The sequence below is a fragment of the Vreelandella sp. L-15 genome (assembly GCF_056857635.1).
Genome location: NZ_JBSXNN010000103.1, coordinates 66191 through 85254, shown reverse-complemented (window position 1 = coordinate 85254; position 19064 = coordinate 66191). Strand labels below are relative to the sequence as shown.

General features: G+C 56.4%; 17 protein-coding genes. 11 read left to right on the top strand and 6 right to left on the bottom strand.

Translation table 11 applies throughout. The features are described 5' to 3' along the window. The first annotated feature begins 56 nt into the window (after positions 1-56). From AC13CY_RS16930 to AC13CY_RS16905, 6 genes are all read left to right on the top strand, one after another. The gene (locus tag AC13CY_RS16930; protein ID WP_483052827.1) at positions 57-509 is read left to right on the top strand and encodes a CZB domain-containing protein; all 453 of its coding nucleotides are present in this window, start codon (positions 57-59) and stop codon (positions 507-509) included. A gap of 87 nt (positions 510-596) precedes the next feature. Then, the gene (locus AC13CY_RS16925; RefSeq protein WP_044628984.1) at positions 597-1616 is read left to right on the top strand and encodes a patatin-like phospholipase family protein; all 1020 of its coding nucleotides are present in this window, start codon (positions 597-599) and stop codon (positions 1614-1616) included. 316 nt (positions 1617-1932) lie between these two features. Then, positions 1933-3285, top strand: coding sequence for a NarK family nitrate/nitrite MFS transporter (locus AC13CY_RS16920; protein ID WP_286701321.1), 1353 nt, complete (start codon positions 1933-1935; stop codon positions 3283-3285). A 79-nt stretch (positions 3286-3364) separates the two neighbouring features. Then, entirely contained in the window at positions 3365-4621 is a 1257-nt protein-coding gene (locus tag AC13CY_RS16915) for a nitrate regulatory protein (protein ID WP_062361438.1), read from the top strand. Positions 4622-4710: 89 nt separating this feature from the next. Beyond that, positions 4711-5397, top strand: a complete 687-nt coding sequence (locus tag AC13CY_RS16910) for an SDR family oxidoreductase (protein WP_054641365.1) — start codon at positions 4711-4713, stop codon at positions 5395-5397. A 110-nt stretch (positions 5398-5507) separates the two neighbouring features. Next, positions 5508-6500: an LLM class flavin-dependent oxidoreductase gene (locus AC13CY_RS16905; protein ID WP_213262317.1), complete on the top strand. Its 993-nt coding sequence runs from the start codon at positions 5508-5510 to the stop codon at positions 6498-6500. Positions 6501-6510: 10 nt separating this feature from the next. Here the strand turns inward: AC13CY_RS16905 and AC13CY_RS16900 are convergent, their stop codons facing one another. Further along, positions 6511-6687: a hypothetical protein gene (locus AC13CY_RS16900; protein ID WP_286701322.1), complete on the bottom strand. Its 177-nt coding sequence runs from the start codon at positions 6685-6687 to the stop codon at positions 6511-6513. A gap of 302 nt (positions 6688-6989) precedes the next feature. Here AC13CY_RS16900 and AC13CY_RS16895 point away from each other — a divergent pair, with 302 nt between their 5' ends. After that, the gene (locus tag AC13CY_RS16895) at positions 6990-7484 is read left to right on the top strand and encodes a GNAT family N-acetyltransferase (RefSeq protein ID WP_054641363.1); all 495 of its coding nucleotides are present in this window, start codon (positions 6990-6992) and stop codon (positions 7482-7484) included. Positions 7485-7599: 115 nt separating this feature from the next. On the opposite strand, the gene AC13CY_RS16890 is transcribed toward AC13CY_RS16895, so the two are convergent. Further along, positions 7600-8157, bottom strand: coding sequence for a DUF1415 domain-containing protein (locus AC13CY_RS16890; protein WP_137094239.1), 558 nt, complete (start codon positions 8155-8157; stop codon positions 7600-7602). A 90-nt stretch (positions 8158-8247) separates the two neighbouring features. Beyond that, positions 8248-8916, bottom strand: coding sequence for a GntR family transcriptional regulator (locus AC13CY_RS16885; RefSeq protein WP_089676102.1), 669 nt, complete (start codon positions 8914-8916; stop codon positions 8248-8250). Between the two features lie 189 nt (positions 8917-9105). Between AC13CY_RS16885 and AC13CY_RS16880 the strand changes: the two genes are divergently transcribed. Then, positions 9106-9663 (top strand): chromate transporter, encoded by a 558-nt coding sequence (locus tag AC13CY_RS16880; protein WP_044628976.1) that lies wholly within the window; start codon positions 9106-9108, stop codon positions 9661-9663. Next, complete coding sequence (locus AC13CY_RS16875; RefSeq protein ID WP_044628975.1) at positions 9660-10190, top strand: chromate transporter; 531 nt, start codon at positions 9660-9662, stop codon at positions 10188-10190. Before AC13CY_RS16880 ends, AC13CY_RS16875 begins: the two co-directional genes overlap by 4 nt. Before the next feature lie 338 nt (positions 10191-10528). Here the strand turns inward: AC13CY_RS16875 and arfA are convergent, their stop codons facing one another. From arfA to AC13CY_RS16860, 3 genes are all read right to left on the bottom strand, one after another. Further along, positions 10529-10678 (bottom strand): alternative ribosome rescue factor ArfA, encoded by a 150-nt coding sequence (gene arfA, locus AC13CY_RS16870; protein WP_074210948.1) that lies wholly within the window; start codon positions 10676-10678, stop codon positions 10529-10531. 296 nt (positions 10679-10974) lie between these two features. Continuing rightward, on the bottom strand, positions 10975-11871 hold the full coding sequence (cobA, locus tag AC13CY_RS16865; protein WP_054641361.1) for a uroporphyrinogen-III C-methyltransferase: 897 nt from the start codon (positions 11869-11871) through the stop codon (positions 10975-10977). Beyond that, positions 11831-14554 (bottom strand): nitrate reductase, encoded by a 2724-nt coding sequence (locus tag AC13CY_RS16860; protein ID WP_483052826.1) that lies wholly within the window; start codon positions 14552-14554, stop codon positions 11831-11833. Before AC13CY_RS16860 ends, cobA begins: the two co-directional genes overlap by 41 nt. A gap of 636 nt (positions 14555-15190) precedes the next feature. Between AC13CY_RS16860 and AC13CY_RS16855 the strand changes: the two genes are divergently transcribed. Together AC13CY_RS16855 and nirB are read left to right on the top strand one after the other, a co-directional pair. Beyond that, complete coding sequence (locus AC13CY_RS16855; protein ID WP_483052825.1) at positions 15191-16498, top strand: NAD(P)/FAD-dependent oxidoreductase; 1308 nt, start codon at positions 15191-15193, stop codon at positions 16496-16498. A gap of 17 nt (positions 16499-16515) precedes the next feature. Further along, positions 16516-19041 carry a nitrite reductase large subunit NirB gene (nirB, locus tag AC13CY_RS16850; protein WP_483052824.1) on the top strand — a complete coding sequence of 842 codons (2526 nt, stop codon included), beginning with the start codon at positions 16516-16518 and terminating at the stop codon, positions 19039-19041. Positions 19042-19064 lie beyond the last annotated feature (23 nt).

The following is a 19064-nucleotide window of genomic DNA, read 5'->3' as shown; positions in this document are numbered from 1 at the left end:
GGTGTCTGGCTGCGTCACGGCTTGGAGAGTAGAATTGCTCATGGCGTATCCGTCCTATGTTGGTTGTGATCTGGCGAGATCAATCAACAGGATACGCCACCCTCTCTACTGCCCTCCATACACAAGAACTGAGCTTAACTCAGCTAGAGCACGCCGTTTGGAAAAGTCGGATCTACCACCAGCTACTTTCCGCCTATTTCGAGGACCACATGGTGGATCATCAGCACTGTACGCTAGGCCGCTGGTACTTTACGGGCGAGGGGCAGCGCTATAAACATACCGAGGCGTATCGCTCGCTGGCGGCTCCTCACCGCCGCTTCCATGAAAGCGGCTTGGACGCTTTGCGCTATGCAAGACAAGGAGATCATACGGGTCAACTGGCCTCCCTAGCACTGATGGAGGAAGCAAGCGTAGCACTTGCTAAGCAACTTGATCAGCTTATGGAGCAGGCTGTTTATGAGATACCGATGTCAGCAAGTCATCCTTCACCGCTTGCTGATGCGCCTTAAATTGCTCCCCGTATAACACTCCTTCCGTAATGCGTTATTTATGCCATGCTGAGCATGGCACTCATAACGCAGACGGTAAGGATGACGATGGCAGCTGCAAAGAAGCTAGATCTCGCGCTACAAGGCGGTGGGGCCCATGGTGCTTATACCTGGGGAGTTATTGATCGACTTCTGGAAGATGACCGTATTGAGATTGAGGGCATTAGTGGCACCAGCGCAGGCGCTATGAATGGCGTAGTCATGGCAGATGCCCTTACCCGTGGTGGTAAACAGGCCGCCCGGCAATCTCTCAGGGATTTTTGGAAGGCGGTAAGCCGCGCGGGCATGGCAAGCCCTATCCGCCGCTCGCCGATGGATGTACTAACCGGCAATTGGAGTTTGGAGCACTCCCCCGGCTATATCGCCATGGACTTGATGACTCGCCTGGTGTCGCCCTACCAACTCAACCCGCTCAATTTGAATCCATTGCGCGATATTGTGGCGGCCCACATCGACTTTGAGCGGGTACGCCAGTGCGACCAGCTAAAGCTCTTTGTGGCAGCTACTAACGTGCGCACCGGCAAACAGCGTGTGTTTCGTCGAGAAGAGATGAGCGTCGATGCGGTCATGGCATCGGCTTGTCTGCCCTTTATGTTCCAGGCTGTGGAAATCGACGGCGAAGCATATTGGGACGGCGGCTACATGGGCAACCCAGCCCTCTTCCCCTTAATGGAAGAGTGCAGCGCAAGGGATATTCTGTTGGTACAGATCAACCCGATTCGCCGTGATGAACTACCCACCTCCGCTTCGGCCATTATGAACCGCCTTAACGAAATCACCTTTAATGCCGCGCTGATTAAAGAAGTGCGCATGATCGCGCTGTTGAAACGCACCCTTGAAGAGCAGGGTATTGAAAACTGCTACCAGCAGTCGCTTTTTCACCGCATTAGTGGCGATCAGGCACTCGATAGCTTATCGGTTTCAAGCAAACTCAACTCTGAATGGCCATTTTTATGCCACCTGTTTGACCAAGGGAGAGAAGCCGCCGACAACTGGATCACGGCTAACTTTGATGCCATCGGCCAACGCTCAACCCTGGATATTGATGCAGTATATCTGCACGAATAACTCCCTTCAGCCATCCAGCACTGCCCCAACTTGGCGCACTCTGCTCATGAGGAGTGCGCTCACTTGATTAATCTAGTGATTTTATTTCCCTTAGCACTGCTTTGAAAAAACAGTAAGCAACTGATTTAAATATTTAAAAAGACAGATGGCGGAGTATTTGCTTATTGCTATGCAGTAGTAGTAGGCGTGGACCAGGCCCGCAAGGGTACGAGTGCGTCGAACCTGACCTTCAATGGCGAAGGCATGTTCTCGTAACCACGCAACGCCTGATGCGTTGTGTCTCGGCAAACTCGTTCTATGCTCTGTGAGGCCATCCATGGACATTCGCAATAAAGCCAACCGCATTCGACTGTTGAACTTCTCAACACCGCAAATGCGCGCGTTTCACCTCTCCTGGTTCGCATTTCATATCTGCTTTTTCGGCTGGTTCGGCATTGCGCCGCTAATGGCGGTGGTTCGCGAGGATCTATCACTCACCCAAACCCAAATCGGCAATACCATTATTGCCTCGGTGGCGATCACCGTGGTGGTGCGCCTGTTGATTGGCGTGCTGTGTGATCGTATTGGGCCACGTAAAACCTACACAGGCCTACTGATGCTCGGGTCCATTCCGGTTATGGGCATTGGTCTGGCTAACAGTTTTGAAACGTTTTTGCTGGCCCGCCTAGCGATTGGCGCTATCGGCGCTTCGTTTGTGATTACCCAGTACCACACCACCATGATGTTTGCGCCCAATGTGGTTGGCACCGCTAATGCCACGAGCGCAGGTTGGGGCAACCTAGGCGGCGGCACCACACAAATTGTTATGCCGTTGATTTTTGCGGGCATGCTGATGCTAGGCGTTAATGAGGCGCTCGGCTGGCGTCTGGCCATGGTCGTGCCTGGCGTAGTGCTATTTTTTACCGGTATCGCTTACTGGCTGTTCACTCAAGATGCCCCAGACGGCAACTTCAGCGAGCTGCGCGCCCGCGGTGAACTACCGCCAGCCACCGGAGAGCATGGCGCAGCCCAGAGCTTTTTAGCGGCGGCAAAGGATATCCGCGTTTGGGCGCTGTTTGTGGTGTACGGACTCTGTTTTGGGGTCGAGCTGACCATCAACAATATCGCGGCAATCTACTTCTTCGATAAATTCGATCTTACCCTGGCAACCGCCGGCTTAATCGCAGGCCTGTTCGGCTTAATGAACATTTTTGCTCGTACTCTTGGCGGCGTTTTTTCCGACCTATTCGCTAAACAGGGTGGGCTAAAAGGACGCGTCCGCTGGCTCTTTATCGCACTACTATGCGAAGGCATCGCTCTCGTCGCCTTCTCGCAAATGCATGTACTCAGCTTGGCGATTGGCATCATGCTGGTATTTAGCCTGTTCGTGCAGATGGCGGAAGGCGCCACCTTTGGTGTGGTGCCCTTTATCAATAAAAAAGCCTTAGGCGCAGTGGCCGGTATTGTCGGTGCAGGCGGTAACGTGGGCGCTGTATCGGCAGCGTTTCTATTCCGTAGCGAAAGCCTCAGCTACCAGCAAGGCCTCTTTTACCTCGGCTTAACCGTATTGGTACTTGCCTCCTGCGTACTGGTCGTTCGCTTTAGTGATGCCACCGAAGCAGAAGAAGCCAGCGCCTATCGTGATGCGGTAGGCAAAGACACAGGAGCAGGCGCACTGTCACTGCGTTAATATTAATTAACACCGCCCCTGCATGCGCATCGCTGTGGGGGCTTTTTACCTTTAGGCGGCGAGTAATAAGGAAATCAACATGTCTTCTGCCCAACAGCTACTCTTAACCGCCCTGCGCTGCGACATTGATAACCTTAACCACCTAGCAACCACAGCAGATATTGTCAGCGATGTCAGCCAGTTTATTCATGTGCTTCAACGCGAGCGAGGAGCCTCGACGATTTACTTAGCCTCAAAAGGCAAGCGTTTTAAAACTCGACGAGCCACTTACCTGCAGCATAGTCAAGCGGCGGAAGCCTCGATGCGTCAGCGTCTCGAAGCGCTTAGCCAGGAATCACGGCCACAGGCGACAGCGCGCTTATTACGCCGCATTGCTGCCGTCTGGCTGTCACTGGATGAACTAGATGTATTACGGCATGCAATTGAGACCTTCAACATATCGCCAGATGCAGCAACTCAAGCGTTTAACCATCTCATTAGCAATCTCTTAGCGATTGTTTTTGAAGCGGCCGACACAGCGGTCGACCCAGACATTACCCGTGCCCTGGTCGCTATTTTTCATCTTATGCAGGGTAAAGAGCTGGCGGGGCAAGAGCGCGCCTGCGGCGCCTTTGGTTTTACTCTTGGTCATTTCGACAATGCCCACCGTACGCTGCTGAACCAGTTGGTTGACGCCCAACAGCGCTGCTTTGACACCTTTGTAGAATTTGCCACCCCAGAGGCTCTGGGGACTTGGCAACAATCCCTCTCTCCTAGAACACTGGCGGACATTTGTCAGTTGCGAGATATTGCTTGCCAGCGCTCTCACCACCAAACGGCATCAGGCAATACATTAGGTGAAACCTGGTACGAGCTCACCACCCTGCGTATTGATACGATTAAAACGGTTGAAGACACCCTGAATACCCAATTAACGGCCCTTTGCCATCATAAAATTGTCCAGGCTCAAGCAGAGCTAGAGCAGACGAAGGCGAAGCCTGACAGACCGCTGCCTGCGCCCTGTGAACAGTTACTAGCCCTTCACTCTACTCAGCCGCTTGGAGACCTAACCGCCAACGCCCTCAACTCTCCGCTTAGCCGCTCACTACTGGAGCTCACTCATGCTCAATCCAGCCGCTTACAGGGGCTAAGCGACGAGCTGGAGAATACCCGCAAGGCTCTCCGTGAACGCAAGCTAATCGAGCGGGCAAAAGGATTAATCATGGCGCACCAGTCCATGAGTGAAGAGGAGGCCTACCGCTTTCTGCGAAAAACCTCAATGGACCAAAGCAAAAGCATGGCGGATATGGCACAGTCGATTCTTGACCTCTCTGCCATGCTGCAACGTAAAGAGTAAAAACAGCAGCGCTGAGCCCGATTTGCAACCTGATTAGGTTTTAGCCATGCTGAAAGCTCACCCAGTTTAATGAGCAAGGAGAGTAAGCGATGCATGACCGCGTACTGTTAATTACCGGCGCTTCCAGCGGCATTGGTGCGGCCACCGCTCGTGCAGCGGCTCGTGAAGGCTACCAGTTGGTACTTGCCGCTCGTTCAGCCGATAAGCTGACATCGCTTGCTCAAGAGCTTGGTCCAGAGAACGTACTCACCTGCGAAGTTGATGTCACCGACTTAAGCCAGCAGCAAGCTATGGTGGAACAGGCGATTGAAACCTTCGGCCACATTGATGCAGTATTCGCCAATGCAGGTCGCGGTGGCTCACCGGGTGGGTTTAGCAGCGCCGATCATGTTGCTTGGCGGGAGATGATTCTCACCAATATCTACGGCGTTGGCCTTACGCTGCAAGCCTGCTTGCCAGAGCTAAAACGCCGCCAGGGTCATATTCTTTTAACCGGCTCTGCCGCAGGCCGCACCACCATCCCAGGCTCCATGTATAGCGCCACTAAGTGGGCAGTAACGGGTATTGGTTATAATCTGCGCGAGGAGTTACGCGGCACCGGCATGCGGGTGACACTGATTGAGCCTGGCATGGTCGATACTCCCTTCTTTGATGAACCACCCAAGTACGCGCTAGCAGACCGCGATATCGCCAATGCGGTGATCTATGCTCTGTCGCAACCACCCCATGTTGACGTTAATGAAATCCTAGTGCGACCCACACCGCCCCGAGAGTAACTCTGCTCGCTTGACACCTTGTTTTTGCTCGTTGCTGCCCGCATACACATAGCATTATGAAGCGTGCTAACAACTTGGCCCGCCGACCATGCATGTTTATTAGGTGACTTATGAGCCAACTTGCCTCAACCGTACTCTCTGTTCTTGACCTAGCGCCCATCCGCCAAGGCGGCAGCGCTGCTGAAACGTTTCGTGATAGCGTCTCTTTAGCCCAACACACAGAGTCTTTGGGCTACCAGCGCTACTGGTTAGCTGAACACCACAACATTGCTGGCATTGCCAGTGCGGCCACCGCCGTACTGATTGGCCACGTAGCAGGCCAGACGTCCACTATTCGCGTGGGTAGCGGGGGTATTATGCTGCCTAACCACCCACCGTTAGTGATTGCCGAGCAGTTTGGCACGCTGGAAACCCTCTACCCAGGGCGAATTGACCTTGGCCTGGGCCGCGCACCTGGCTCAGATGGTGCCACCATGCGGGCTATGCGCCGCCACGCCCATGCAGGAGTTGATGATTTTCCAGAGCGACTTGAAGAGCTGCGCCGTTATTTAGACGATGCGGACCCTCACCAAACCGTTAAAGCCGTTCCAGGCCAAGGCACCCATGTCCCCATCTGGCTACTGGGCTCCAGCGGTTACAGCGCACAGCTCGCGGCAAAGCTCGGCCTACCCTTCGCCTTTGCTGCGCAGTTTGCGCCGGGCTATCTCTTTGAAGCATTGCGCCTATACCGGGATAATTTCCGGCCATCTAAGCATTTAGAGGCACCTTATGCGATGGTGGGCCTGCCTGTCATGGCGGCGGAAAGTGACGAGATGGCGCACTACTTGGCCACCACTGCTCAGCAAAAATTCTTAAACTTGATTCGTGGTAAACCGACCCAGTCACTGCCCCCCGTCGACACGTTAGACTGGTCCCCCATGGAGCGCGCTCAAGTAGAGCAGTTTTTGGGGGCTGCTATTATTGGCGGCCCGGAAACAGTAAAAGCGCAATTAGAAGAGTTTCAAGCACGTACCGGCGCTAACGAACTGATGATTAATAGCGACTTTTATAGCCACGCTGATCGGCTGCGTAGCTATGAGATTGTTGCCCAAGCCGCACGTTAAGCCGCTCTACTCACCCTTTCGCAACGAGAAAAGCACCTGCCGCTACCATCAGCGAGCCTGCGGTACGGTTGGTGCCTTTCTGAACGCGCGCCGATTGAAAAAAGCGCCGCGCAGAGGAAGCAAACGATGCTACCAGCATTAAGCCCATCATCAACCCAACCAGCGTTAAGCCCACCACCAGAAACATATCGCTCCGGTTTAGCACGGTGAGATCGATAGATCACACCGCTCACCGTCATACCCAGCGCCCGCGGGATACACGGACGCGTACCTGCCGACATCCCCTTAGCTAGTAACGCAAAAATTCCTGGGCCAGGCGTCACGGCAAACACAAAGATAGCTAAAAAGTAGGTCAGTGCGCTCTCTATGGTCATTGCCAAGCCCTCTCGTTGTAATTTATGGCCCACTCGGTGGGGAACGATGCAACTGCGCTGAGCCGTATCAGAATATGCTAACGTAGCTTATGCCTTAATGAACGAGAAAAGCCCCATGCAAACCCTTCAATTTTCACCAATGACTGCGGATGAGTTCGCCCTATTTTGGCCTACGTTCCAGGCCATTGTAGCTGCCGAAGAAACCTACGCGATAGATCCTAACATCACTTATGACGACGCTTTTTCACTGTGGTGCAAAACACCACTGCTCAGTATTGCAGTGAAAGACGAACAGGGGCAGTTGCTAGGTAGTTACTACTTAAAAGCGAATGCCGCTGGCCCTGGTAGCCACGTGTGTAACTGCGGCTATATGGTAACGCCGCACGCGCGAGGTAAAGGGGTTGCGCGAGCCATGTGCGAACACTCACAGCAAGCTGCGCGCCAACATGGTTTTATAGCCATGCAGTTCAACGCCGTAGTGGCCAGCAACCAAGTCGCCGTGGCCTTATGGCAACGTCTGGGGTTTAGCATTGTTGGCACGGTGCCCAACGCTTATTGCCACTCATCGCTTGGTTATGTGGATACTTACGTTATGCATAAGTCGTTATAAGGCTATTAAGAGGGTTTTCTTCTTACTGCCAGCAGGTTGCTAGTCTGCTGGTCTTCCAACGCTGCATTAAAAATGGTCTGCAAACATAAAAATTAATTTAGGCACCCTATGCAAATTAAGGCAGGTTGTAGCATCGCTGCAGCTGCGCCTCAGCGGTTTTGCTGCCTAACGCTGTTAAGTAAGCGATATTTCGTTCAGGGATAGCGGCCGTGTCGCCGTAAAAGGCGATGGCTCTCTCAACGCTGGCTTCGCGCAGCAAATGCACCATGGCATAGGGCGAGCGGTTTGAGTAATTCGCTGCGGCCTCTGGCTCTGCATCGGCAAAACAGTAGTCAGGGTGAAACGTCGCTAGCTGGTAAATACCTTCGTAGCCCAACTCAACTAGCAGTTGCTCGGCAAGCTCTACATAATCCAAGTAGTGGTCGAAGCTTTTAAAAAGTGTCGGAAACACCAGCAGGGTAGTTTCTGCTTCAGGGTGCTCGTTGAGCCACTCCAGCTCCGCCACTAACTCCTCAAGGGCCACATCCACTTTTTTCGAGCGCACGACTTCAACACGAATCGTATTGCTATCCAGCTCACGTTTAGCAAAGGGGCAAATGTTGTGTCCAACAATAAAATGGCTCACCCATGCCAGCGTTTGGTCCACTACCTGCTGATCTGCTGCTTGCGTCATACCCGTTCCACCTGCACCTTATGGCTCTTTAAAAGGCGTGGCATCGCCACATATTGGACGCCAGTGTACAGATAAGCCCTCGCAAATACGCTAGGCATGCTGTTGATAACGCGCCAAGGCAACCTCATAAGATTTGTGAATATGGTCGTCCATTAGTGCTCTTGCGGCTGTCGCGTCGCGCTGAAGCGCTAGTTCTACCAGCTCATGGTGTTGTTCATCCAGTTCCTGTCGGATTGTCGGCATTTTCGGCCCTAAACGACGGTAGCGGTCGAACTGGTCGTGCAATTGTTCAATAAAGCGCAACAGCCATACTGAACCACAGGGTGCCACCAGGGTACGGTGAAAATGCGTATGCAGGCGTTCCCACTCTTCGCCTTTATCTAGTGTAATGTCTGCACGCTTTAGGCGATGTGCCGCCGCCAAAAGGTCTGCTTCCCATACCGCATCGCCATGAGCAATAGCTCGCTCCAGCGCCATACCTTCAAGCTCGGTGCGCAGTCGCGCAATATCGTCTAATTCTTCACGTGAGAGCTTAGGCACTCTGAACCCACGCTGATTCTCTTGGATCAGCAGGCCGTAAGCCGCCAGTTTATTAAGCGCTTCACGCAGCGGACTCAGCCCTACCTGGTACTGCTCCTTAAGCGTATTAATGGCGAGTTTCTCACCCGCTTTAAAGCGCCCCCCCACCAAATCGCGGCGCAGTAAATCATAGATAGAGCTAGATGCTTTCGTGGAGGAAAGCTGCATTGGCTTGTTCATACCGGAGTCCTTTTGCATACCTACGCAAGGCATCAGTTAACGGAGATTCCATGACTAGGTGTTGACGCCTCTTGTCTGGCTCACCTATATTCTATTTTAGACAGAATAATCGATTTTTTAATCTACAAACGATAAATAGGCAATCTCGATGCTTTTTACTGTGATGCTACCGCTGCGGGCAATGAGCGTATGAAGCAAACAGCACTTTTTTGGGCGTTTTTTCGCGTCGGCATTTTCGGCTTTGGCGGCGGCCCTGCCATGATACCGCTGGTCCGCGCGGAAGTCGTGACACGCCACCAGTGGCTAACCGATGAAGAGTTTGCCGATGTGCTCGCCATTGGCAACACCCTACCCGGCCCCATTGCCACCAAGATGCCCGGCTATATTGGCTACCGGGTAGCGGGCATCAGCGGCTGCGCGGCGGCCGTCATTGCCGTTATCCTACCGATGATCGTGGCCATGATTGTGATGTTAGGAATTTTTAGCCGCTACCGCGACGTTGGCTGGATTCGCGGTATGGGACAAGCGGTCATTCCGGTAGTCATGGTCATGATGGCTCAGCTCACCTGGGACTTCTTCGATAAATCCAAAGCCGCCCTTGGCTGGCTAATCAGCATCGCTATGGCGGTCATCGCAGGCGCGGTGATTTATTGGCTAGGCGTACATCCCGGCTGGGTGATTGGGGCTATTCTGCTGGCGGCCCTCCTACGTCCATCCCGTAAAAAACGCGCGGAGGGTGCCGCATGATTTATTGGGATCTCTTTTTAGCGTTTTTTATTCCTAACATTATTGGTTATGGCGGTGGCCCCGCCATTATTCCGCTCATTGAAGCAGAAGTAGTGGGTCGCTATGGCTGGATGACGTCACAGGGCTTTGCTGAAACGCTGGCGCTCGGCAATGCGCTCCCCAGCCCGATTGCCACCAAAATGGCGGGCTATGTTGGCTATGAAGTTGCCGGTATTGGCGGGGCATTTGTGGCTGTTGCCGCGACGGTCATTCCCTCACTCCTGCTGATGCTTGGCGCTTTGGGGCTTTTATATCGCCACCGCGACTCCCCGCGCGTTAAACGCATGAGCCAATGGGTACGACCAGTGATTGCCATGATGATGGCATGGCTTACCCTCAGTTTTTTCACAGAAAGTATGGCGGCAAGCGGCCTCCTCCACACGCTGATTATCGGTATCGTGGCCACGATTGCGCTTGTGCGCTTTAACACCCATCCCGCCTTTGTTGTTATCGGCGCCTTGGTTTATGGAGGGCTCTTCATTTCTTAATAAGGATAAAAATACTGGCTAAAGTGGGTGAGTTGTTAAGCCGCGCTCACTTATTGGAGCTGGTGTGGGGGGGGGGATCAAAGGCGATGTGTCGACGCGTACGGATACTCAGTCAGCCGTTTGCGACGCAAGTTAGAGCTGGACGGTCGGCACGTGCTGCGCCTACGCAGCGTGTACCAATCAGGCTACCGTATGGAAGTGTGCAGTATCTCTACTGTGGAGCAAGCGGCCAATTGACATAAAAAAGCCGACCCGGTGGCCGGCCAAGCTGATGAGAGTCTGCAGACTGGCAAATTGCCTGCAGCGATGCCTGGGGAAGGCATCGCCAAAACGCTGGTTCAAGCGGCTTGGCGATGCCCTCTTTGAGCATGACGCCCTTTACGAGAGTAGCTGCCCTTCCCTTTCTTCGGCGTTTGCTGCTGCATTTTGAACATAGGGGTACGTAACTGCGCTTTGAGCGCGTTTTCGCCAACCTTGTGCTTTTTCATAGAATACTCCTGGTTTATTAAGAGACGCTTAACCGGGCAGTGGAAGCCTCCGCTCCTATGAACATTCGCGTCGCTATCGGTTCCTGCCAGCACGGTAGTTTTCAATAAGCCCCATGAGATACCGAATGGCCGACCGTACTGCTGCTGGCCAACATCGCGCCTAGAGACATCGTCATGCACTCCTGACTCTCCCCTCCACCGCCTCGTTTAATAGCGTGTTAACGAATATGGGGAGAGCCTTTGAAGACTTCAACCCCAGCGTTTAAAACGCTTAGTAAAAGAACACGACTCGGCTATCAATGCTGCTGCCAGCACTGCGTTTGAGAGAGTCGAGCGGCGGGGCTGTGGGCCACCATGCTCACCACACTCCCCACCATAATGAGGCAGGGTGATGGCAGCGGCTGAGCGGCAAGGCGTTCGGGCATATCGGCTAGCGTGCCCACCAGGGACTGCTGCTCGGGCTGGCTGGCGTTGGCCACCAGCATGATAGGCCACGTATCGGGCAGGCCCGCTTGGCGCAGGCCATGGCAAATGGCGGCCACTTTGGAGAGCCCCATGTAGAACACCAGGGTCTCGTCTTGACGCGCCAGCGACGCCCAGTCCGGCATACCGCCTTCCCGGCATAGCTGAGCCGTAATAAAACGCACCTGCTGGGCATGACCGCGATCAGTAAGCGGAATTCCCATTCCCGCCGCTGCGGCGGAGGCGGCGGTAATACCTGGCACAATCTCTGCGGGCAGCTCGGCCTCTGCCAGAGCCGCTAACTCTTCGCCCATGCGCCCAAACACGCCAGGGTCGCCGCCCTTCAAGCGCACTACCGATTTGCCTGACTGGGCCAGGGAGACGATCAGCGCACCAATTTCTGCCTGAGGCATGCTGTGATGGCCGCTGGCTTTGCCAACATAGTAGCGCTCGGTGTCCGGAGAAATGAGCCCTAACACCTCGTCCCCGACAAGGCGGTCATACACTACTGCGTCTGCCTGCATTAGCAAACGCGCGGCTTTCAGCGTCAGCAGCTCGACATCGCCGCTGCCCGCGCCGACCAAATAGACGGTGCCTGGCTGGCACTCACCGCTTAACGGCAAGCGCAAGCGCGTGGCGGTATCGCGACTAAATGGCGCCCACGCCCGCTGACCCAAGCGCCACAGCGCTTCAGGCCACTTCTGTGTTAGCTGTTTGCTTAGCGCGCGCATGGGGCCGCTCCTCTTCAAGTATCGCTTTTAGTTCGGGTAGGCAGCTGCCGCACTGGGTGCCGCAGGCCAGTCGTGCGCCTAACGCTTCAATGCTGGTATCGCCCGCATGAATCGCTTTCACAATGCTGGCTTGGCCAACCTGGTGGCAGCTACACACCACCGGCCCCGTATCGACAGTACCATCATCGCACCCGGCCAGCAGGCGTCTACGGTGCTGTGTCTCCAGGGTAGCGTCATTGAAGCGCGCTTCAAGCCAGGCAAGCCCGGGCAGTTCGTCGGGTGGCCCCACCATCAACCACCAGCGCAGCCGCCCGTTCACTACTCCCGCTGCGCGCAGCCTACCCGTTGCCTGGTCGTCACACCACAAAGAGACAGGCATGCCGCACCACGCTTCCACCTGTGCCAGCCAATCCTTAACTGGCTGGCTATCCGCTAGCTGCCAACGGGTGCAGCTTGCCATCGGAATGCGCGCCCAGTAGTCGCTGCGACACCAGGGCGATGGTTGCGTATCCAACTCATTGGCTAGCAGCAGCGTCGCCTGCCAAGCAATGGAGAGTTTACTCACCGCCACCGCCCCCTGCTTGGCTTCCGGCTGCCCGGAGAGCGGATCGGTATAGCCTTTAATCAGTGCACCGCTGCGACCCTGCTTGGTAAAGCAGTCGGTCCAGTGCATCGGCACGAAGACTTCGCCTCGGCGCTGGGCGTTGGAAACCCGCACCCGCCCACGGTACTCCCCGGCGGCAGCGGTCAACGTCGCCAAGCTTTGATCCGTTAAGCCTGCCTGAGCAGCATCGTCTGGGTGCAGCTCGATGAACGGTTCGGCGCGGTGGTTCATCAAACGCGGCGAACGGGCGGTACGCGTCATGGTGTGCCACTGATCCCGCACGCGACCGGTATTCAAGCGCAGCGGGTAGTCGTCGCTCAGCGGCTGCGCCGGTGGGCGCGGAGTAATCGGCAGCAGTTTAGCTCGGCCATTCGCCGTAGCAAACCGGCCATCTTCGAACAGCCTTGCCGTGCCGCGAGGAGCCTGCTGAGTCACGGGCCACTGGATCGGTGCGAGCGCATCATAAGCCGCTTGGCCCAGGCCTACCAGCCCTGAGATATCGAACAGCCGCTGGGTCTCGCCGCTATTCTCATAGCCAGAGAGGCGTGCGTGCTCATCGAAAATCTCCCACGGGTGGGTATAGCTGAACGCCTCACTAAAACCTAAGCGCTTAGCCACTTCGCAGAGTATCCACCAGTCGTGCTTCGCTTCTCCGGGAGGAGGCAGCATCCCCTGCTGGCGGGAAATTCGCCGCTCTGAGTTGGTCACCGTGCCATCCTTCTCCGACCAACCCGACGCGGGCAGCACGATATCCGCAAAGGGCAGCAGGTCAGTATTGGCGACGCACTCCGAGACAATTACCAGCGGGCATTTTGCCAGCGCGCGGCGCACCTTCTCGCCATCTGGCATGCTCACGGCTGGGTTGGTCGCCATCACCCACAGGGCGGTAATCTCACCACGCTCGATGGCATCAAAGAGCTCTACCGCTTTGTAACCCGGGGCGTCAGGCAGTGCCGGGGCTAAATGCTCAGTAGCCCAAAAGCGGCTGACTAACTCGCGAGCGCCAGGCGTGTGGTAATCCATATGCGCCGCTAGCTGATTGGCCAGCCCGCCCACTTCTCGACCGCCCATGGCGTTGGGCTGGCCGGTAATCGAAAACGGCCCTGCCCCTGGCAGGCCAATTTTCCCGCCGGCCAAGTGGCAGTTGATAATCGCGTTGCACTTATCGGTTCCGCTAGAGGATTGGTTCACCCCCTGGGAGTAGAGCGTGACCACGTGTAGCTGGCTGGCAAACCAGTAGTAGAAGGTTTCTAAACGTTCGGGGTCTACATCACACTCGCGGGCGACGGCTTCTACGCTGCCTGAATTCTGCTGAGCGGCATTCAGCGCATCTTCCAGCCCTTCGGTGTGGCGTTCTAGGTACACGCTATCCAAACGATTGTGGGCGTCCATCCACGCCAACAGCCCGTTAAACAGGTAAGCATCGCTGCCTGGACGAATGCCTAGGTAGAGATCAGCGATCTCACAGGTGTCAGTCACTCGGGGGTCAATCACCACGACCCGCATCAGCGGGTTGCGCTCTTTGGCTACCTTCAAGCGCTGATAGAGCACCGGATGATTCCAGGCAAGGTTAGACCCTACCAGCACTACCAGCTCCGCCTCTTCGAGGTCTTCATAGCTACAGGGCACCGCATCGGCTCCAAAGGCGCGCTTGTAGCCCGCCACGGCAGATGCCATGCAGAGCCGCGAGTTGGTATCCAGGTGAGGGGTCCCCAAGAAGCCTTTAAACAGCTTGTTGGCAACGTAATAATCTTCGGTTAAGAGTTGCCCAGACAGATACGCCGCCACCGACTGCGGGCCATGGGCGCTGCGCTGCGCCTGCAAGCGTTCGGCGGTGGTGGTGAGCGCCTGCTCCCAAGAGACCTCCTGGCCGTCCACGCGCGGCTTCAGCAAGCGCCCCTGCTCTCCTAGCGTTTCGTGCAGCGCGGTGCCTTTCACGCACAGGCGGCCATAGTTGGCTGGGTGCTCGCGGTCTCCTTCGACGGCGATGAGCTGCCCGTTCTCCAGCGTGGCGGTAACGCCGCAGCCGACGCCGCAGTAGGGGCAGGTGGTTCGGGCGAGCCGATTGGCCTGTGGCATGGCAGTTTCCTCCGGCGTTAAAAAGCAAAAAGCGCCCAAGCCAGCCTCGAAAGAAGCCTGCCTGGACGCCGTTGTCTCAGGGGCACCGCTTACCGGGTGCCGTACTCATCAGTGATTTGCTGCAGTTGGTATTATTCGACGCAATTAGTCGTTGTGATCGTTATGGGCAAAGACCCTGCACTGAGCCGTTGTTGCTTGTTACCAGAATAACTGCAAACCCTGCGCCCATGCTGCGCTAAAACCATTAAAGCATTTAGTAAACAATTACTTAAAAACGCACTCTGCATTTCTACCACTCGCCAAAGGAATGCCCTTTGTCGAATAAGCGGTTGAAGAGAGTGCATTAACCGCCGCTTAAGCACCAAAGTAGGGCAAACCTAGCTAACCATAAGCGGCCTGCCGCCTCCTCAAAAACGCTTAATACCCTGATTAGACTGCGTTTAATTCAACTGCAGCAAAAGCTGGCGGGCTTTTTGCTCACCGTAAGGTAAGACAGTTCGGCAGCCAACGGCGGTTGCTGTGCGTTATCAAAGACGCCAACGGGCAACGACGCCCCTGACACTCCCTTCTTGAAAGGGCTGTGTCAGGGGCGTTTTTTATTTGCTGAACATTATGCTTCAACCACAGGAGCTACCTATGGAAACCGCTTCCCGGTGCTCACCGAACGAACACCTCGTCATTATCGGTAACGGCATGGCTTGCCACCGACTACTTGAAGCGCTGGTTAAACATTCGCAGCGCCCCCGCCGTATCACAGTGGTGGGTGAGGAGCCGGTACCTGCCTATAACCGCATTTTGCTCTCTCCTTTACTGGCGGGCGAACTGGCGCCTGAGGCGCTCACTCTGCAAGACGCCTCCTGGTACGCCGATAACAACATCACACTGACGCTTGGCGACCGCGTGACCTCCATTGACCGCGAACGCCGCCTGCTCATCACGCATCGCGGCGACATCTTAAGCTATGACCGATTAGTGATGGCCACTGGCTCGCGCCCCACGCTGCCAGCGGTGCCTGGCATCACGCTTGACGGTGTTCATACGTTTCGTGACCTGCGCGATGCCGACGCCTTAGAAGCTATTGCTCAGCAAGGCGGCAACGCCGTGGTGATTGGCGGCGGCTTACTTGGATTGGAAGCCGCTGAAGGGCTGCGCAAACGCGGCGGTAGCGCGCTCACCGTCAGCGTTTTACAGCGCAGCGAGCGGTTGATGAACCGCCAGCTAGACACCACCGCCGCCCAATTGCTGGAAGCCACGCTGCGCGAGCGTGGCATCATCATTGAAACCGGCGCATCGCTTGCTGCCTTGGAGGGTAACGGCCACGGGCAGGTGCAGTCGGTCACACTAAGCGATGGCCGGAAGCTAGCTGCCGACAGCGTGATTGTCGCGGCGGGTATTACCCCCAATGCGGAGCTAGGCCAGCAAAGCGGGCTTATGTTCGACCGCGCCATTGTGGTGGATGGGCACCTCACCACCTCAGACGACCACATTTATGCGCTGGGCGAATGCTGCCAGTTCGAGCAGCACACTTACGGGCTGGTGGAACCCATTTGGCGGCAGGTGGAGGTGCTGGCTGCCGTGCTGTGTGGTGAAACGCCAGCGGCGTATCAAGAAGCCCCCACGGCCACCAAACTCAAGGTCAGCGGTGTCAGCCTGTTTGCCTTTGGCCCCACCGAGGCCGCCGCTAAGCACGAAGAGCTTCGTTACCAAGACCCGGAAACCGGCGACTACTGCCGCCTGCTGCTCCATCAAGGCCGCCTTATCGGCGCGGTGCTGTATGGCGATACCCGCCACGGCCCCTGGTATTTCGAGCAGGCGCTGGCCGCGACCGACTTAACAGCGTGCCGCCACCTGCTGCTGTTTGGCGCAACCGATGTCCAAACAGCGCTCGACAACCCTCTCGACACCCTGTCATCCCCTTTATCTCTCACCCGTGAGGCGGCTTAGCTATGGTGAATCACACAATGTCTACTCCAACCACGTCTTCCAACACGCAAAAGTTGATCATTGTAGGCAACGGCATGGTCGGCCACCATTTTGCCGAGCAGCTCGTGGAAAGCGGCGCGCTGGCAGGGTTTGAGGTGACGATTTTTGGCGAAGAGCGCCACCGCGCCTATGATCGCGTGCACTTATCCGAGTACTTTAGCGGCCGCGATGCGGAGTCACTGGCGCTGTGCGACGCCGATTACTACCACACCCACGGCATTCAACTACGCAGCGGCGAAGCGGTCACCGCGATTGACCGCGAACAGCAACTGGTGGTGACCGAACAAGGCCACTACGCCTATGACCAGCTCGTGCTGGCCACCGGCTCCTTTCCCTTTGTGCCGCCCATTCCCGGCAACGACAGCGAAGGCTGCTTGGTTTACCGCACCCTGGATGACTTGGATGCCATTCAGGCAGCGGCCAAAAACGCCACCAACGGCGTGGTCGTGGGTGGCGGCTTGCTCGGTTTGGAAGCCGCCAACGCGCTGCGCGGACTGAACCTGGACACCGCTGTGGTGGAGTTCGCCCCACGACTGATGCCCATGCAGGTAGATAGCGAAGGCGGCGAGCTGCTGAAAGAGAAAATCGAAGCCCTGGGCGTTCAGGTACTCACCGAGCGGGCCACACAGCGTATTGAACCCGGCGACAACAGCCGCCTGCGGATGGTCTTCCAAGACGACAAAGTGCTAGAAACCGACCTGATCGTCTTTTCCGCCGGTATTCGCCCCCAGGATACGCTCGCCCGAGAGTGCGGCTTGAGCATCGGCGAGCGCGGCGGCGTGGTGATCGACGACCAGTGTCGCACCAGCGACCCGAACATCCTCGCCATCGGCGAAGTAGCGCTGTGGAATCAGAGTATCTTCGGCCTCGTGGCGCCTGGCTACCAAATGGCCAAAACGGCCGTCGCCACGCTGACGGGGGGCGATATTTGTTTTAGCGGTGCCGATATGAGCACCAAACTAAAACTGTTGGGCGTGGATGTCGGCTCTATTGGCGATGCCCACGGCAATCAAAATCCTGGCGCCCGCATGTTCCGCTACCTCGACCCGCTCACTCAGGTCTACCGCAAACTGGTCGTCACCAGCGACGGTAAGAAGCTGCTGGGGGCCATGCTGGTGGGCGATAACAGTGTGTATGACACGCTGTTGCAGTACTACGCCAACGGCATCGAGCTGCCTAAGGAACCCGCATCGCTCATTCTGCCGCAACAAAGCGGTGCTGCACCGGCGCTGGGGCCGGATGCCTTGCCGGAAACGGCGATGATCTGCTCCTGCCACAATGTGACGAAAGGCAGCATCTGCAGTGCCATCGACGCGGGCGCGGCTGACCTTGGCAGCGTTAAAGGCGCCACCAAAGCCAGCACCGGCTGCGGCGGCTGCGCGGCGCTGCTCAAAAGCGTGGTGGATCACGAATTGGAAGCCCGTGGCGTCGAAGTGGATAAATCGATCTGCGAGCACTTCGCCCATACCCGCCAAGGGCTTTACGACATCGTACGTGTCGAAGGCATCAAGACATTTAGCGAGCTAATGGAGAAGCACGGCAATGCCGAGACGCATCGCCTCGGCTGCGATATCTGCAAACCAGCGGTGGCGTCGATTCTTGCCTCCTGCTTTAACGAACCGATTACCGATGCCGCCCACGTGCCGCTGCAGGATACCAACGACACCTTCATGGCCAATATGCAGAAAAACGGCACCTACTCGGTGGTGCCGCGCATCGCCGGCGGTGAAATCACCCCGGATAAGCTGGTGGTGCTGGGGCAAGTGGCCCAGAAATACCAGCTCTACACCAAGATTACCGGCGGCCAGCGCATCGACCTGTTCGGCGCACGGCTGGAAGACCTGCCGGCCATTTGGGGCGAACTGATTGAAGCAGGCTTTGAGACCGGCCACGCCTACGGCAAGTCGCTGCGCACCGTGAAATCTTGCGTCGGAAGTACCTGGTGCCGCTACGGCGTACAGGACAGCGTGGGCATGGCGATTCAGTTAGAGAACCGTTACAAGGGCCTGCGCGCACCGCACAAGATCAAGTTCGGAGTTTCCGGCTGTACCCGGGAGTGCGCCGAAGCGCAGAGCAAAGACATCGGCATTATCGCCACCGAAAACGGCTGGAACCTCTACGTGTGCGGCAACGGCGGCATGCGCCCGCGCCATGCGGAACTCTTCGCCACCGATTTAGATGACGAGCAACTCTACCGCACCATCGACCGCTTTTTGATGTTCTACGTACGCACCGCCGACCGCTTGCAGCGCACCTCGGTATGGCGGGAAAACCTGGAAGGCGGCCTGGACTACCTGAAGGAGGTGATTCTGGAAGACAGCCTGGGTATCAACGATGAGCTGGAGCGCCAAATGCAGCACGTGGTGGATAGCTACCAGTGCGAGTGGGCCAACGCCATCAGCGACCCGGAAAAGCTCAAGCGTTTTAGAAACTTCGTGAACGATGCACGGCCCGACCCTTCCATCATCATGACCTCCGAGCGCGGCCAGCTACGCCCTGCTTAACCCAGTGACCACCGAATCGAGGA